Annotated in this window: 6 protein-coding genes; 1 reads left to right on the forward strand and 5 read right to left on the reverse strand. The window is 66.7% G+C overall.

Annotation, left to right across the window (positions count from 1 at the left end; translation table 11 throughout):
* Positions 1-30: 30 nt before the first annotated feature.
* The 5 genes from ACX12F_RS01345 to ACX12F_RS01365 form a co-directional block, all read right to left on the reverse strand.
* Complete coding sequence (locus tag ACX12F_RS01345; RefSeq protein ID WP_459367928.1) at positions 31-450, reverse strand: hypothetical protein; 420 nt, start codon at positions 448-450, stop codon at positions 31-33.
* A gap of 535 nt (positions 451-985) precedes the next feature.
* The gene (locus ACX12F_RS01350; protein WP_459367929.1) at positions 986-1954 is read right to left on the reverse strand and encodes a right-handed parallel beta-helix repeat-containing protein; all 969 of its coding nucleotides are present in this window, start codon (positions 1952-1954) and stop codon (positions 986-988) included.
* Between the two features lie 524 nt (positions 1955-2478).
* Complete coding sequence (locus ACX12F_RS01355) at positions 2479-3885, reverse strand: glycoside hydrolase family 1 protein (RefSeq protein ID WP_459367930.1); 1407 nt, start codon at positions 3883-3885, stop codon at positions 2479-2481.
* Between the two features lie 111 nt (positions 3886-3996).
* Positions 3997-4923, reverse strand: coding sequence for a hypothetical protein (locus ACX12F_RS01360; protein ID WP_459367931.1), 927 nt, complete (start codon positions 4921-4923; stop codon positions 3997-3999).
* A 318-nt stretch (positions 4924-5241) separates the two neighbouring features.
* Positions 5242-16323: a type I polyketide synthase gene (locus ACX12F_RS01365; RefSeq protein ID WP_459367932.1), complete on the reverse strand. Its 11082-nt coding sequence runs from the start codon at positions 16321-16323 to the stop codon at positions 5242-5244.
* Between the two features lie 360 nt (positions 16324-16683).
* Here ACX12F_RS01365 and ACX12F_RS01370 point away from each other — a divergent pair, with 360 nt between their 5' ends.
* Positions 16684-18123, forward strand: a complete 1440-nt coding sequence (locus tag ACX12F_RS01370) for a condensation domain-containing protein (RefSeq protein WP_459367933.1) — start codon at positions 16684-16686, stop codon at positions 18121-18123.
* Positions 18124-18128: the final 5 nt, after the last annotated feature.

An 18128-nucleotide genomic window follows, 5' to 3' on the forward strand; every position in this document is an offset into this window, starting at 1 on the left:
AACCGGTTGCTCAACGAAACCGCGGGAAGTTCAGCAGCCCCGCGTCAACGAGACCGTGATGGTGCCGTACGGCCCGATCTTTGCGCCAAAGCCGAGGAAGCAGGCCGAGAAATTAATGTTGGCCGTGAGTTGCTTCCACAGCGGCTGGAGAAAGCCCGGGATGATCGACAGCGGGGTGAAGCTCCCTACCAGGATTGGCGCCGGCGGTGTGGGGTTCGGCGTAGGGCCAAACCACCACCAGGGCTCGTTCTGCCACCAGGTGGCCTGTGGCAGGAACTTGAGTGGGCTCTGAATGACGTTGTCCACCACGTGCGTTATCGGGGCAAGTGGAACCGGTGCGGCTTGCGCCACCACCGGAGTAAGCGTGGCGGCTCCAGCCACCGCGCAGGCGGCCATGCCTACCTGCAACCTAGCTGTAGCGTTCGAAACATGCATCGCGAGAACAGACATTGTCCGAGCCTTCCGACGATGAGATCCTCTTAAGAGCGTCGCAGAAATTATGGTCGGCGTCAATAGCCAATGGTGCGGGTGCGCGCGGAATTCGGCGCGTGTGCTGAGCGCCCGGTGCGCTGCCCAGGGTCCTGCCTCCACACTCGCACCGTGCCGTGATGCTCACGCTGTGGGGAGTGCTGTGAACGGGCGTCGGGACCGGCTTGGGCAACGTCCGAGCGGTACTTGCGCGGTCAGTCTGGAACGTATTGCTGCAGTCCGGCACAACTACCGGTATGCGGGTTCGGAACCGGGTGCAAGTCGGCTCGAATTGAGATGGAACGAAACGGCTTCCGGCACAGTCGCACTTTGGTTCGAACACCGCCGCACTCACAGTGCAGCGCATTCCGCCGCCGCCACGTACATAGCGTCGGTCTCCTGTTCGACTGGTTTATACGATCCCGGAGAACATCTGACACTGAGTGCCGTAGTCGGTGGTTGCGGAAGCAATGCTGAATAAGCGTAGTGCAAATCTACATTTCGGAGTCAACTCTGATTAGTGCAGAATGCTGATCGTGGAGCCGACTTCGCGGCCTGTTAGCGCCTGCCAGGTAGCGGCCTGTTCTACCGTCTCCGGGCGCTTAAATTCTATGAGTCGGCCAGCCCTCATCATGATCTTATTATTGCGAGTTATATACCCTGCCGGTGGTTCTGTGCCGTGATAACTGAATGCGGCATACGCATCGTCGAATACGTTGTTTTGGATCGTAATATCGACGGGCGTCTGTAGCAGATATGTGAGTAGCTGAACTCGGACGTCTTGATCGGGCCGAACCTCCGAAAACGCGCCGTATCCTGCGCGTTCGCACCGGTTGCCCTCAACGAGGACCCGCACGAAGCCCTGCGAAGCCGGGTTGCTGCTTTGGGACCAGAATTCGACCGTCTGACCGCAGTCGTGGATGTAGTTGTCGCGCAAGACGAGGTCCTCCCAGGAGACGGGACCATCGTTGGGATCGTTGCCCTGAGCAGTCCACGCTACGTCATAAACGTGTGCGATTTCGTTGTTCTGGATAGTCCAGTGTGAAACATTGATCCAGCTCTCGATACCGTTGCCGAAGCGGGTATGTCCGTCACCGATATCTAGTATCGAACCGCCGATATAGTCGATCAGGCAATCGTGAATGCTTATACCGCTACCGAGTCCGCGAATACCGTGCCCGCCCGAACCGGTGACGTGTATGTGATGAATGTTGTTGCTGTACTCCAAGCAGTAGATGGCGGCCCCGGATCCGTCTCCGCGAGGGGCGGCTTTGATTTCGCTGGCCAACGTCGTGGGATTCGCGGATGCCTTTACGTACAGCGTGCTGCTCGAACGGTCGCAGCAGAAGTCCCAGGGAAGGTGTAGCTCTGAGACGTCGAATTTGAGGGCCGGCTTAACGGCTTGGTCCACTAGGAGGAAGCCGATATTAGCGTCGCTTGTGGTGTTGTACCCGCCGTGCGTGTCCGGAGACCCCAGGTCGATCATCCACACTCCTGGAGAATGCTCGTGCCATGCTGAGGGCTTGTCGAGCAGTTTGTACAGAGTGAGTGTGGGCTTGGCCCCTCTACCGTATGCCCCTACTTCGCATCCCGCTGGCGGGCTGAATTCACCGTAGAAGGTGTCGCCTCGCCGAAACAGGACGATTGATCGGTCTCCTGGGAGTGCGGAGTTGGCTTTCTGGACGGTCGCCCAAGCGGACTGTTGACTCAGTCCGTCATTGCTGTCGTCGCCGGCGTTCGATACGTAGTAAGTCGGTATCGGAACGGCATACGCTCGCGCTTGGATCGGACTTCCGGCGAGTAGACCAGCGGCGGTAGCTGCCGTCTTCTGGGCAGTAACCCGAATAAATGCGCGGCGCGAGAATGGAATTCCCATTGTTCGTGTTCGATCCGTTCAATCGATGTGCGCGGCAGCGAAAATTCAGTCCACCGGCCAAGGTTACCGGAGCGCTGGTTGTAGCTAGATGTGAAAGGCCTGCGCGAGCCTATCGGCCTCCACGCGAAGCGAGACTACTTCAACGGCGACAGCGGCCCGTTCACATCCAGCGGCGCGCAACTATCGGCGCCGACGGTCGTCGAGCAGTGCGCTGCCGGGATCACCGGCCGGTATCCCGGTGGGGTGCCGCCGTCGCGGGTGATCTGCGTGTAGGTCGGTACGGCATCGGTCGGCACCCGGCGCAGCGCTGGATCACCCACGGCATCAACCGAATACAGTCCGAACCGGGGGCGGTAGCTGCCCCACTCGTAGTTGTCGACCAGGGACCAGTAGTTGTAGCCGATGATGGGGATGCCGTCGGCTTTGGCGCGCTGCAGCCAGAAGACGGTGTCGCTGAGGTACTGGGACCGGGTCACGCCGTCGGCTCGCGGTTTGCCGTTGTCGGTGACCATGCCGTTCTCGACGACGTAGATGGGCAACCCGGGATACCGCTGGGCGTAGTGGCGGGCCACGTAGTAAATGTCCTCGGGCTGCAGCTTGATGTTCCACCCGGCCGCCGCTCCGGGGGCGGCAGCTGGATTATCCTGCGCTGTTCCGGTGTAGTAGTCGAACCCTAAGTAGTCGAGGGTGTCCTTGACCCGGTCGAAGAACGACTCCCGAACCAGCCAGTCCAAGCCCATCTTCCGCAGGCCCATCGCATCGGCTTTGAGGAACTCCGCCACCACCTCCGTCGAGACGTAGGCCTCGTTGGTGGTGACCTTGGCCCTCGGGTCGGCATCGTGGGCGGCGCGGTATACCGCGCGGTGCGCGTCCGCGACGCGGTCGAGGAAGGTCGCGAACTGCTCGGGCTTGATGGCGCCGGTGCGTACCTCCATGGCGCCGAAGGCCAGGGGCTCGTTGATACTCACCCACAGCACGCCTTGGCCCGCATAGCGTTTGGTGATCGCGGTGGCGAAGTCGTCGAACGCCGCGACGTTGTTGAGGAAGCCACCACGATCGGCGACCCAGCCGGGGTACACCCAGTGCATGAGCGTGATCATCGGCGTCATGCCGTTCGCGCGTAGCGTCGCGACGACGTCGTCGTAGTAGGCCAGTTCCTTCTCGTCCCACTTACCCGGCTCGGGCATCACCCGCGCCCACTCGATGCCGAACCGGAACGTGTTGACGCCCATGGCATGCGCGTTGGCAATGTCCTCGCGGTAACGGTGCCGGAAGTCATCGGCCTCCTTGTATGGGTCGACCGGAAGAACCCCGGGGCTGGACCCCGCAGCGACCGGCTTGCCCGCCGTGCGGTCGACGTACCGGCGCCAATTGCTGTCGCGTGCATCGCCTTCCACCTGGTAACCCGCAGTCGCGGTGCCCCAGTAGAAGCTACGTTTCCAGGTCGAATCCTCCGCGGGCGGTCCCTGTCGTGAGAGGCAACCGGACACGCTCGTCACCGCAATGATGACCGCTGCCAACAACGTCTTGCGCCACTTCATGCCAGACCTACGTTCCACTGTCTGGTTGGGCGACTAGCTTCGCCTGGGAAGCTCGCCCAGGCAGATAGGAGTGGCGCCTGCGTGATTCCGACCTGCAATTGTCGCCCCAATTCAGTTCAGCGCCTGTGCAATCAACGACGCGAGGTAGTGCCCGACTGCGGTGTAGGCCGCCTGTGTGAGGTGCGTGCCGTCCACCGTCAATGACGGCGGCACTACCCCCGCCGCAATGGCTTCCGTGTCCGCGGCGGTGGGCACAGCGCCCGCGGCGGCCAGGCCGTCCGTAGCGAGCCAGCTACGCAAATCAACGAACCTCGGGCCATATGCGTTCGCCAGGTAATCGATAGTGGCGGGGACGGTTCCGATGATCAAGTAATGCTGTGGGGAGGACAGAGCGGAGACCATCGAGGCGATGTCGCGAGTGATTGCCGACGGCTGTGTTGAATTGTTCGTGCCTGCCCAGATGACCGCGAGGCAGCCTCGGTACTCCTCACCATCGGTGCCAGTAAACGTGGACCCCATGGGGAGCGGCACTGCAGAGTCCACAGGAGCATCGGGAGTAAAGGTGAAGTCATCGACACCCGGGATCAGCGTGTGCTCCAACGTTCCGGATACTCGGGCCAGCACACCATGCATCTTCAACGACCCCGCAGTCGGGTATTGACTCCAACCATCGGTGGGACTTATCGCATTCACGTGAATCGGCGTGGTCGACTTTGCGGGAATCCGCCCGCCGCTCAAGGCCACTCGCGGTCTCAGGCCGCCCTGCCGCACCGCGATTTCAGCTGACCCGAGCGAAGGCAGGCCGAGATTCTTGGTTGGCACGCCCAAATCGGTGCCGATGGTCTCGGGCATAGTGGGTTTGGCCTGCTGCCACACGCCATCGATCTGAGTCAAGCCGTAGGTCAGTGAGTCGCCCCAGGCGACGATTTGGTTGGGTGGGCATACTGAACGGCCCGGTGCCGGACTTCCGGCCGCAGCGCAACAGTTCGCCGCAAGCAGGAAATACATGAGGTAGCTTAAGACCGCGAGACGCCGCATTGACTTCACCTGCTCGGCCTGGCGGCATCGGACACAAGCAAGGCGCTACGGTCTCCCCACCGCCCAGGGGCGCCCAGGGCAGAGTTTCGCGAAATCCAATGATCCGTGGCTGCCCCCCTTGACGCGGGCGACGAGCGGACAGTCGCTGCGTCGTGGAGCGAGTGTATCGACGGCGTCAATAACTGTTGGGCCAATCGATGCGATCTGTGGCGCAGTCCGTGGCCGCCCTCGGCCTCGCGCGATATCCCAGGCGTGAGATATCAAAAAGTGAGGGATGTGCCTCGCCAGATGGCATGCACACCCCTCACCTTCACGCGATCAGTCCGCCGCCCCAGGTTCGGTCTCGGTCGCGGCTGCAGGCGTCTCGGGCGCGTCGTCCGACCCGGCCCGCGCCTCGGATTCGGCAGCAGGCGCCTCCGGGGCATCCGACGGCGGCAGCTGCGACGCCAGGTGCCCGGCGAGTTCCCCGAGGGTCGGATAGTCGAAGATCGCCGTCGGGCTGATGTCGAACTTCCCGCCGAACTGCCCGAACAACCGGTTACGCAGCTCGACGGCCATCAGCGAGTCGGTGCCGAGGTCCAGGAACCGGCTCGTGGCCGCGGGCGGCTGGGCCAGGCGCAGGAAGCCCTGCACCTCCTTCTGCAGGAATTCGGTGATGAACCCGGCGCGCTGGGCGTCCGGAATCTCCTGCAGCTGGCGGAGCAGCTCGCTGTCGCCGGCGGCCGCCGTGTCGCTGGTCGGCAACACCTGGTCGAGCAGCGGCGGACGGATGCCGCCGAGCATCTTGGCGGCCCGCTGCCAGTTGGCCTTGAGGACCGTCGCCTGCGCGGCACCGTGCCGAATCACCTCGCCGAGCGCCGCCAGCGCCGCTGACGGCTCGAGCGGCATCATGCCCTGCGCACTCAGATTCGCGGTCACGGCCTGCGAGCTGGCCATGCCGCCCCGGCCCCACGGACCGAAGTTGACGGCCGTCGCCGGCAGCCCCAGTGCCCTGCGGTGCGCGACGAGGCCGTCGAGCAGCGCGTTGGCGGTGGCGTAGTTGGCCTGCGCCGGTGAACCCAGCACCGCCGACGCCGACGAGTAGACGATGAAGAAGTCGAGATCGTCGTCCTGCGTCAGCTTGTGCAGATGCAGTGCACCGAACGCCTTGGGGCCCAGGGTCTTCCGGAAGCGCTCCAGATCCTGCTGGGGGAGCAGCGCATCGTCGAGCACGCCCGCGAGGTGCGCCACACCGGCCAATGGCGGCAGTTCCGTACGGATTCGGTCGAGCAACGCCGCAACCGAGGACTCGTCACCGACGTCACCGGAGAAGACGTGCACCCGGCAGTGGAAGCGCTCCATCATCGCGTCGATGGCGCGCTGCGCGTCGGCATCCGGCTCACGCCGGCTGGTCAGCACGATGTCGCCGGCACCCAGCTGAGCCAGGTACGCCGCGGTGTGCAAGCCGAGCGCCCCGAGGCCACCGGTGATGAGGTAGGTCCGGTCCCCATGCGGCTGTAGCGGTTTCGGCATCTGCACCACGATCTTGCCGATGTGCCGGGCCTGCTGCATCCGGCGGAACGCGGTCTTGGCCTCCGTCAGCGGGTAAACCTCTGCGGGCACCGGCGTCCACTCGCCCTTGGCAAGTCCGTCGGCCACCTCTTCCATGAGCCGCTGGATGTGTGCCGGGTCGGTCATCATCGTCACGTCCAGCGCGACGATCTCGTAGTTGATGTCCGGCCGAACTTCCGCCATGCGCTCAGGAGTCCAGATGTCCCGCTTGGCGATCTCGGCGAACCGGCCGCCCTGGGCGGTCGCTCGCACCGTGGCCTCGACGAAGCCCTCGTTGGTCAGGCTGTTGAGCACCACGTCCACACCCTCACCGCCCGTGTCGGCGAGAATCTGGTCCGCGAAATCGGTTGTGCGCGAATCGTAGACGTGCTCGACACCCATGTTGCGCAGCGTCGCACGCTTGTAGGTGCTGGCAGTGGCGAAAACGATCGCGCCCTTCTGGCGCGCCATCTGCACCGCCGCCAACCCGACGCCACCACTGGCGGCGTGGATCAGCACGCGGTCGCCCGGCTTGAGCTGCGCCCAGTCGAACGCGAGCCGGACGGTCAGCGCAGCCGCGGGCAGCGTCGCCGCGTCGACCGGGTTGATGCCCTCGGGGACAACGGCCAGCAACTGCTCCGGCACGTTGAGCCGGCTGGAGAAGGCGCCCTGCATGGAGCCGAACACCCGCTGCCCGACCTCGAATCGGGTGACCTCCGAACCCAATTCGGTGATGACACCGCACAGGTCGCCGCCGATGGGCCCGGGATCGCCCGGGTAGAGGCCCAGCACGTTGAGCACATCGCGGAAGTTGAGGCCGGCGGCCTCGATCCGGACCTGCACCTCGTGCGGCTCGGGCGGCGTCACCTCTTTTTCGGTCAGCCGCAGGTTGTCGATCGCACCGCGCTCGGAGGGAGCCAGCACGTAGTCGTCCGATCGCGGCATCGGCAGGTGGCCGTTGCGTGCCCAGTGCATCAGCCGCGGTACGAGGAACTTGCCTTGCCGCAGCGCGAATTCCGACTCGGCCACCGGAGTGCCCAGAATGCCAGCCAGCCAGTTGGTGGCGTTGTCGTCGGCGCCGTCGAGGTCGACGAGCTTCAGCCGCAGGGTCGGCTGCTCGTTGATGACGGTGCGGCCCAGGCCCCACAGCGCTGCCTGCACCGGGTCGACGGGCTCGCCGGGCTCGGTGGCCACAGCGCGCTCGGTGACGATCCACAGGCCGCCGGTGAGGTTCAGCTTCTCCTCGGCGAGTGCGGTCTGCATCGCGCTGAGTACGGTGCCGACCTCGGTCTCCAGCCGCGCCGCTGCTTCTGACGTGCTGTCGGCGCCGTCGGCTAGTCCCGAAGCGCGCCAGACGATTCCGGTGACCGGTGAGCCGCTTTCGGCGGCGGTCGTGATCGCCCGCTGCCAGGCGGCGGCGTCCAGCGTCTGGTCGAGCTTGACGGCGCCGGGCAGGCCGGCGGCCAGTTCATCGAAGCCGGCGACCAGCCAGGTACCCGCGGTCTTGGCTCCAGCCTCCTCCGCAGAACCCGGCGTCGCGCCCTCCTGCCAGCCCAGCGTGTACAGCAGGCGGGTGGTGTCGCCGCCGAGCCCGCGCATCAGCGCCTCGCGGGGCGCCCGCTTCACGGTGAACTCGGTGATACCGCCGAGCCGCTTGCCGTCCCGGTCCAGGAAGTCGATGTCGAAGACCTGCGTCTCGTTGGTCAGCTCACTGGTGTGCCAGCGCGCCCGGGCGTAGAAGCGCCGCGGCATTTTCTCGCGCAGCTCGACCTGGCCGTACCGCAGCGGCAGGAACAGGTCGTGCATGCCGTGCTCGGCGGCCAGCAGCGCCGGGAAGGCTGGGAAGGCCACACCGGTGCAGAGGTCGAGCAGGACAGGGTGAATCGGCTCGCTGCTGAGGTGCTCGGCGAGCTCATCGCCGACGGCCACGTCACCGATCGCCATGCCGTCCCGCACCCACAGCGACTTGAGCGAGGTGGACCAGGTGGGGCCCCACGCCAATTCCATGTCGTTGAAGGTCTCGAACAGCTGCTGCGGACGCAGCCGCTCCATGCGCTCGACGACGTCCTCCATCGAACCGGCGACATTGTCCGAGGCGTCGGCTTCGTCGGCACCGGCCAGCAGCGTGCCGTCGGCGTTCAGCGACCACTCGGCTTCCCGGACCCCGTTCGGCCGGCTGTGCACCTGGAACTTCCAGCCCTCGCCGCCCTCCAGGGCGCGGATGGTCAGCTGCGTCTCGCGAGAGGCCTTGTCGGGCAGGATGATCGGCTCGTAGAAGAAGACCTCCTTGACCCGCGCCGGCGCGCCGACCGAGGCCAGGGCCATGGCCGCGTACGTCGCACCCGGCACCACGACGGTGCCGTAGATGACGTGGTGCGACAGCCAGGGCTGCGTCTTGACCGACAGCACGTTGCTGTAGATCGTGTCGCCGGTGGCCAGATCCTTTGCACTGCCCAGGATTCCGGATGTCGCCGCCGCCCCGCCGGAGCTCATGCCGGCGACATTTGCGGTCTTGGGCCAGAAACGGCGCCGCTGGAAGGGATAAGTGGGGAGTTCGACCCGCCGCCTCAGATTCTTGGGCCCGTGGTTCTTGGCCGCGAAGTCCGGCCGGTGCCCGCAGATGTACGTCGTGGCCAGTGCTTCGGTGATCTGCCGCTGCGCGTTGGCGCCCTTGCGCAGGGACACGATGGCCCGCGGGGTCTCCGATGACTCGGGCCAGCACTGCAGCGCGGCGGCGGTGAGGATCGGCTGCGGGCCGATCTCCATCAGCACCGAGCAACCCAGGGCCGCGACGGTCTTGACGCTTTCGGTGAACTGCACGGGCTGCCGCGAATGCCGGCGCCAGTACTGCGCGTCGATCGGCGTCTCGGCGGTCAGCACAGTACCGGTGCGGTTGCAGATGAGCGGCAGCGTCGGCACCGCGAACTGGAACTGCGTTGCGAAGGACTCGAATTCGTCGAGCACCGGGTCCAGCAGTTCCGAGTGGAAGGCGTGGCTGGTTTCGAGCCAGGTGCAGCGCGTGGCGTCCTCGCTGCAGGTGGCGACGATCTGCTCCAGATCCTCACCCGGGCCCGACAGCACGGTGTTGCGGCCGTTGTACGCACCGACCGACACCCGGGGGAACGCCTCAGCGGCACGCTCCACGTATTCGGGATCGGCGAACACCGCCACCATGCGGCCACCCGCGGGCAGGCTGGCGAACAGCCGGCCGCGCTCCGCTATCAACCGCGCGCCGTCCTCCAGGCTGAACACACCGGCCACACAGGCGGCCGCGTACTGGCCGACGCTGTGGCCCAGCACCGCGTCGGGCTCGATACCCCACGACTGCCACAACCGCGCCAGGCCCATCTCTACGGCGAAGATCGCGGGCTGCGCAAACGCGGTGTTGCGCAGAGAGATTGAAGCCTCTGCCGCATTATTTCGGTCGTTCGCGAACATGACCTCGAGCAGCGGGCGCGGCAGGATCGGATCCACCGCCTGTGCACAGCGGCGCACCACGTCGGCGAAAACCGGTTCGGTCTCGAACAATTCGCGCGCCATGCCCGGGTACTGGCTGCCCTGGCCGGGGAAGAACCACGCGGTGGTCGGCGGGTCGGTGCATTCGCCCTTGAGCACGCCTGGCCGCAGTTTGTTCGCGACCAGGTCTTCCAGCAGGTTCTTGGCGTCGTGGACGGTGTTCGCGACCACCGCGGCGCGGTGCTCGAAGTGCGAACGGCCGGAGCCGGCCGTGAAGCAGACGTCGGCGATCGAGGCGTCGGGGTGTGCTTCCAGCCAGTCGCGGTAACGCTGCGCCAGCGCCGTGAGCCCCTGAGCCGAGCGCGCCGACAGCGGCAGCACGCTGACGGGTTCGGCGGCCGCGGTTTCGGGCTTGACGTTATCTGCGACGTCTTCGTCGGAGGTGACCACCGGCGCCTCTTCCAGCAGCACATGGGCGTTGGTGCCGGTGAACCCGAAGGAGCTGACGCCCGCGCGGCGCGGACGACCGTCGGTGTGCCACGGCGTCGGCTTGTCCACCACCTGGACGGGCAGCGAGTCCCACGGGATGTGCGGCGACGGCTTGTTGAAATGCAGGGTCTGCGGGAGCATTTCGTGCTCCAGCGACAACACGACCTTGACCAGGCCGGCAACGCCGGCCGCGGATTCGAGGTGCCCGATGTTGGTCTTCGCCGTACCCATCAGCAGCGGCCGGTTCGCGTCCCGGCCGGCGCCGTAGGCGGCCGCGGCGGCCTGCACCTCGATCGGATCACCGAGCGGGGTACCGGTGCCGTGCGCTTCCAGGTAGTCGACGTCGCCGCCGCTGAGCCCGGCGCGGGCCAGAGCCGTGTTGATGAGACGCTGCTGCGCACCACCATTGGGCACCGTCAGGCCACTGGACGCACCGTCCTGGTTGACCGCGGTGCTGCGGATGACGGCGGCGATGCGGTCGCCGTCGCGCTGCGCATCGCTCAGGCGCTTGAGGACCAGCACGCCGCAGCCTTCACCGCGGACGTAGCCGTCGGCAGCGGCGTCGAACGTCTTGCAGCGGCCGTCGGGCGCCAGCATCCGCGCGCGGGACGCCGCGACGATGGACGCCGGGCTCAGCAGCACGTTGACACCACCGGCCAGGGCCATGTCGCAGTCGCCCGCATGCAGGGCCTGCGAGGCCTGGTGAACGGCCACCAGCGACGAGCTGCAGGCGGTGTCGACCGCCATGGCCGGACCCTCCAGGCCCAGCGTGAACGACACGCGACCGGCGATGGCGTTGAGCGCGTTGCCGGTGATGAAGTGCGGCTCGAGGTTCTCGACCGAGCCACCCGACAACAGGTGTGAGTACTCGTTGGCGCCGACGCCGATGAACACGCCGGTTCGGCTGCCGCGCAACGCCGCTGGGGCGTAGCCGGCACGTTCCAGACTTTCCCAGGCGATCTCGAGCATCAGGCGTTGCTGCGGATCGATCCACACGGCCTCGCGCGGCGAGATGCCGAAGAACTCCGGATCGAAGGTGTCGACGCTCTCGAGATAACCGCCGGAGCGGGTGTAGATCTTGCCCGGCGTCATGGCGTCGGGGTCGTAGAACTCGTCGACGTCGAAGCGGTCTTCAGGGATCTCGCTGATCGCGTCGACGCCCTGAGAAAGCACCTGCCAGAACGCATCCGGATCGGGCGAACCGGGGAAGCGGCATGCCACCGAGATGATGGCGATGGGCTCGTCGGCAGCAGCGAGGGACTTGACCTGGGTGACGGCCTTGGATCTGGCGTGGGCGCCGGCTGTATCACTGAGGTTGAGAATGTCGCTGAGCAGATAGTCCGCGACATCGGTGAGCCGCGGGTGGTCCATCGCGAGCGTCGCCGGAAGTTCCTTGCCGACAGCCTGCTCCAGGCGGCGGCGCAGTTCGACGGCCATCAGAGAGTCCATGCCCAGGTCGAAGAACCCGGTCTCCTCACGGATTTCGGAGGCCTCGATGCGCGTCACCTCGGCGACGGCATCCCGCAGGTACTCCAGCACCAGCTTCTTACGCTGCTGCACCGGCGCCGCGATGAGCTGCTCGACAAATCGCGTGTTCCCGGACGCGCCGACGGTGCCGGAAGCACTCGCGGATTCGGGTACCTCGCGGGCCACCTCGGCCAGCAGGGCCCGGGAGCCGGCCTGCGAGTAGATCGGCAGGAACTTGGCCCAATCCATCCGGGCCACAACGGCTTCGGCGGGGGAGCCGCCGGCCACCATGACGTCGGCCATGCCGGCGAGGGCGTCAGCGGGGGAGAGGGTGCGGACGCCGCGGCGCTCCAACTGGGCGCGGGCATCGGGGTCGGCCATACCGGCCGCCCAGGGGCCGAAGTTGACGCTCATACCGGCCACGCCCTGCTCACGCAAACGCCAGGTGAGGCCGTCCAGGAACGCGTTGGCCGCGCTGTAGGCGGTCTGTCCATAGCTGCCCCACACCGCGGAGATCGACGACGTGGACAGGAAGAAGTCGAGACCCTGACCACTTACTGCCTCGGCCAGATACCAAGCGCCCCAGACCTTTCCGGCGAACACCCGTTCCAGCTCGGCGTCTTCCAGAGTGGCCAGGCCGGTGGTGCTGTTCTCCCCGGCCGCGTGCACGACACCGGCCAGCGGCGGCAACTCGGCACGCAGCGTGGACATCAGGCGGGCGACGTCGTGCGGGTTCGCGACATCGGCGGTGATGACGCGGGTCTGGCAGCCGTGCTGTTCGCCCAGTGCGGCAATGCGCTGTTGCACTGCCTCACTCGGCGTGCGCCGACTGGTCAGGACCAGCTGCCGCGCGCCGTGTGCGGCCAGGTGCCCGGCGATCTCCAAGCCGAGCGCTCCGAGGCCACCGGTGACCAGATACGTTGCATCGGAACGCAATTCCAGCTGCGTCGGGTTCGGCTGCCCGGTACGGCGGACCAGGCGAGGCACGTGCACGCCGTCGGCGCGCAGGGCCATCTGGTCTTCGCCGCGCGCGGCCGCGATCACCTGGGTGAGCAACCGCGACCATTCCTCGGTGCTGCCCTCGGCGAGGTCGGCGAGACCGCCCCACACCTGCGGGTACTCCAGCGCTGCCGAGCGGCCGAAGCCCCACAGCCCGGTCTGCTCGGGTGCGACGGTGTCGGTGTCGAGCACTCGCTGCGCGCCACGGGTGATCATCCAGATAGGCGCCCGCAACTCGGCGGCAGCCGCCGCGCGGAACAGGCGCTGCGTGCCACTGAGGACGCGGTGCTGCATCCGCAGCAGCGCCTGCATGGACGCATGATCGGTATCGAGCGCCGCGACGTGCAGGATGCGCAGTGCCGGCTCGTCGTCGACGGCGGCGCGCAGGTCGGCCTCGAGCTGCTGCTCGTCGGCATCGGACCCCGGCAAGCCGAGGACCCGGTGCCGGTGACCGAGCCGGGTCAGGGCCTCGGTCAATGAGTCAAGTACCGCGCCCTGATTGGTCACGTCACCGATGAGGACCCACGCCGAGCCTTCGCCGACCTCCGCGGCGTCGCCGGCCGCAATCGTGTCCCACCGGATTTCGTAGCGGGCATCCGAGAGGGATTGGGCACTGCGCTGCCGGTTATGTTGCGCGGCAAGCTTGTTCAGCACCTCGGTGGTGGACTGATCGCCGCCACCCAGCAGCGTCGCGAGTTCGTCGATGCGGCCGTCTTCGAGCAGACGGACGGCTTCGGTGGTGGCCCCGCCGCCCTGGTGCGCCAGGGCCGACGGCGCCAGCCGGTCGTCGCGGAACCAGTAGGCCTTGCGCTGGAACGGGTAGGTCGGCAGGTCGAACGTGTGCGTAGAGCCGGGCCGGACGGCCGCGAAGTCGGGCAGGTGTCCGGCGGTGTACATGGTGGCCAGGGCCTCGGTGATCTGCCGATGGTCAGCGCCCTTGCGGCGCAACGACGCAATGGCCCGCGGCGCGGTCGCCGGGTCGGGCCAGGCGCGCAGAGCCGCGGCGGTCAGCACCGGCTGCGGACCGACTTCGAGCAGCACGGCGCAACCGAGCTTGGCCAGGGTCTCGACACCCTTGGAGAACTCGACGGGCTGGCGCGCGTGCCGGCGCCAGTACTGGCCGTCCAGCTTGGCGGTGCGGCCGAGGGTGTCGCCGGTGCGGTTGCACACCAGGATGCGCTGCGGCGCGTTGAACGTGAATTGGTTTGCGTACGACTCGAATTCGTCGAGCGCCGGGTCCAGCAGTGCCGAGTGGAAGGCGTGGCTGGTCTCCAGCCAGTCGCAGCGGATGCCGTCGCCGGTTAGTCCTGCGACGGCGCGCTCCAAGTCGGCACCCGGGCCGGAGAGCACGGTGTTGGCGCCGTTGTACGCGGCGACCGACAGGCTCGGGTATTCGTCGGTGAGCCGCTCGACGCGCTCGGGCGCGGCGAAGATCGCTGCCATCCGGCCACCTGCGGGCAGGTTGCCGAACAGCCGGCCGCGCTCGGCGAGCAGGCGCATGCCGTCTTCCAGGCTGAACACACCCGCGACGCAGGCCGCGGTGTACTGGCCGACGCTGTGGCCCAGCACGACGTCGGGCTCGAAGCCCCACGACTGCCAGAGGCGGGCCAGGCCCATCTCGACGGCGAAGATCGCCGGCTGGGCATAGCTGGTCTGCCGCAGCGTCTCCTCGGCGCCGGGACTGTCATCGAAAATGACGTCCAGCAAGGGCTTTTCGAGCACGTCGGCGACCGCGGCCGCGCATTGCGCCATGGTCTCGGCGAACACCGGTTCGGTCTCGAACAGCTCCTTGGCCATGCCGGCGAACTGGCTGCCCTGTCCCGGGAACAGCCAGGCGGTCTTCGGCTTGTCGGCGGTCGTGCCGCGCACCAGGCCCGGTGCCGGGCGGTCGTCGGCGAGGGCACCGAGCAATTCGCGGGCGGAATCCAGGGAATTCACCACGAGCGCGGCGCGGTGCTCGAAGTGGGCGCGACCCGCACCGGCGGTGACGCAGACGTCGGACAGGGTGGCCTCGGGGTGCGCGGCCAACCAGGTGCGGTAGTCCTCCGCGGACTGCACCAGGGCGGCCGGGGTCCGGGCGGACAGCGGCAGTACCATGAAGCGCCGGTCGTCGGGCTCTTCGGTGCGGGTCTCCGTGGGGACGACCGACGGCGCTTCCTCAATCAGCACATGGGCATTGGTGCCGGAGAAGCCGAACGAGCTGATGCCCGCGACGCGCGACCGGTCGCCGCGCTCCCAGCTGGTGGCCTCATCGACGACCTTGACGGGGATGCGGTCCCACGGGATGTGGGGCGACGGGTTCTTGAAGTGCAGGTGCTTGGGCAGTTCCTGATGCTCGAGCGACAGGATGACCTTGATGATTCCGGCGACGCCGGCGGCGGCCTCCAGGTGCCCGATGTTCGTCTTGACCGAGCCGATCAGCAGCGGATCTGTCGCGTCACGTCCGGTGCCGTACGCGGCGGCGGCGGCCTGGACCTCGATCGGGTCACCCAGTGAGGTGCCGGTGCCGTGCGCCTCCAGATATCCGACGTCGCCTGGTGTCAGGCCCGCACGCTCCAGTGCTTCGGCGATAACGCGTTGCTGGGCAACGCCATTGGGCACGGTCAGGCCGCCCGAGGCACCGTCCTGGTTGATGGCACTGCCGCGGATGACGGCCCGGATCCGGTCGCCGTCCCGGACTGCGTCCGCGAGCCGCTTCACGACGAGGACGCCACAGCCCTCGCCGCGCACATAGCCGTCGGCGGAGGCGTCGAACGTCTTGCACTTGCCGTCCGGGGCCAGCATGCGCGACTGCGAGAACGTGATCATGGTCGCCGGGCTGAGGATGACGTTCGCGCCGCCGGCCAGCGCCAGGTCGCACTCGCCGAGCTGCAGGGCCTGGCACGCCTGGTGGACGGCGACCAGCGACGAGCTGCACGCGGTGTCGACCGTGACCGCCGGCCCCTGCAGGCCCAGCCGGTAGCTGATGCGGCCCGCGGCGGCGGCACCGGAGGTGCCGATGGCCATGTAGGCCTCGATGTCGGGATAGGCCAATTCGGCCGAGGCCATACCGAGGTAGTCGTGCGTGGCCAGACCGATGAACACGCCGGTCGGGGTGTTGGCCAGCGCTGAGGGCGCGGTGCCCGAGTGCTCGACCGCGCGCCACGCCGTCTCCAGCAGCAGCCGCTGCTGCGGGTCCATCATCTTGGCTTCGCGGGTGGACACCCCGAAGAACGGCGCGTCGAAGCCGACGGCGTCGTCGATGAAGCCGGCGCGGCGGGTGATGATCTTGCCGCGGGCGTCGGGGTCGGCGTCGAAGAACTCGTCGACATCCCAGCGATCCCGGGGCACCTCGGATACGGCGTCCCGGCCTTCGCGCAGCATCTCCCAGAAGGACTCGGCGTCGGTTGCTCCGGGGAATCGCGCGGCATATCCGACGATCGCAAAGCTGGACGCTTCCGGACCTTCGATCGTTGCCATGAAAAAAATGTCCTCCCGCGTTTGCCGGTGATGTCCGATCCCACGCAAGGAGACCGTGCTCAGCGCCAGAATTTATGTTGCGAACGGCCGGCCTTGTCGAATGGTCGGCAGATCTACTGAACGGCCAGCTCATTCTATGAATGGCCAGTTGATCTTCCGAACGGCCACGGCCAGCTCATCGTCTGCGGGCCAGTATTACATGTAGGTTGCTGAAGCACGAGGATTAACTGCAGCGGTGCTGGTCGGTCAGCGCGGACCGCCCTACCAGGCGTAACGGCATCCGCAAAGGTTGCCGGGGTATGTTGATGGCGCCAACAGCGTTGCCGGACCTCAGTGTGTCCAAACCTGGGAGGAAAGTCATTGCGCATCGGGAAGATCACGATCGGAAAGATCGATGATTGGACGCCGATCCCAGGAGTCCTGACCTCTTGGCATCCCACCGACACGGCTCGTGAAGTGGCCCGGCAGGCGCCTGTGAGCCCGGTTCCGGTCAGCTACATGCAGGGCCAGCACATCCGGGGTGTCGTCGAGCGCACCGGCTCGGGCCTCGAATACTCCCGCCAGATCATCGCGACGTGCGAAGTGCCCGGCCAGTGCGATATCGCGGCCATGAACGAGGCGCTCAACTCCTACCTGCGCAGGCACGACACGTACCGCAGCTGGTTCGAGTACACCGACACCGGGGCGAGCGGAGCGACGGGAAATGGCACGGTCGAGATCCTTCGCCATACAATTACCGATCCCGAGGACCTCGAGTTCGAGCCCGTCAATCACGGTGAACTGGCGGTCGAAGAAGTCCGCAAGCATCTGGTGGACATTCCGACGCCGCTCGAGTGGGGCTGCTTCTCCTTCGGCATCGTGCAAAGCGAAGACAGCTTCAACTTCTATGCCGCTATCGACCACGTCCACGGGGACGCCGCACTCATCGGCATCACCATGCTGGAGGCTCATGGCCGGTACACAGCATTGACAACAGGGGGCTCAGCGTTTGCTCTGCCCGACGCCGGCAGCTTCGACGAATGGTGCGTCGCCGAGCACGAGCGCACCTCGGCACTGACCGTCGACTCGCCCGAGGTGCAGGCCTGGATCGAGTTTGCTGAGAACAACAACAACAGCATGCCGGAGTTCCCGTTGCCGCTGGGGAACGCCATGGAGCCGTCGGTCGGCGACATGGTCGGCGAATCGCTGCTGGACCCGGACCAGACGGCCCGATTCGAGGCTGCCTGTGAGGCGGCCGGGGCCCGATTCGTCGGCGGCCTGTTCGCCTGCATGGCCCAGGTCGAACACGAACTGACCGGTGCCGCAACGTATTACGGGCTCACCCCGCGTGACACCCGGCGCACGACGGACAACTTCATGACGCAGGGCTGGTTCACCGGCCTGGTGCCCATCACGGTGCCCATCGCCGCCGCGACCTTCAACGAAGCCGCCTGGGCGGCGCAGGAGTCGTTCGACGGCAACCTGAACATGGCGCGCGTGCCGTACTACCGCGTGCTGGAACTGGCCCCTTGGCTGGACTGGCCGCGGCCCAACTTCCCGGTGTCCAATTTCCTGCACGGTGGCGCAGCGCCGCTCAACACCATCCTCGCGGCCACCGAGATGGGGTACGCCAACAACATCGGCATCTACTCCGACGGCCGCTACTCCTACCAGCTGACCATCTACGTGTTCCGCTACGAAGGCGGCACCGTCATGGAGGTCATGTATCCGGACAATCCCATCGCCAAGAAGTCCGTGACCCGGTACCTGGAGGCGATGAAATCGGTCTGCACGCGGATCGCCGACGGCGGGAACTGGTGACCCGT

Source organism: Mycolicibacterium sp. HS_4_1 (assembly GCF_054515875.1).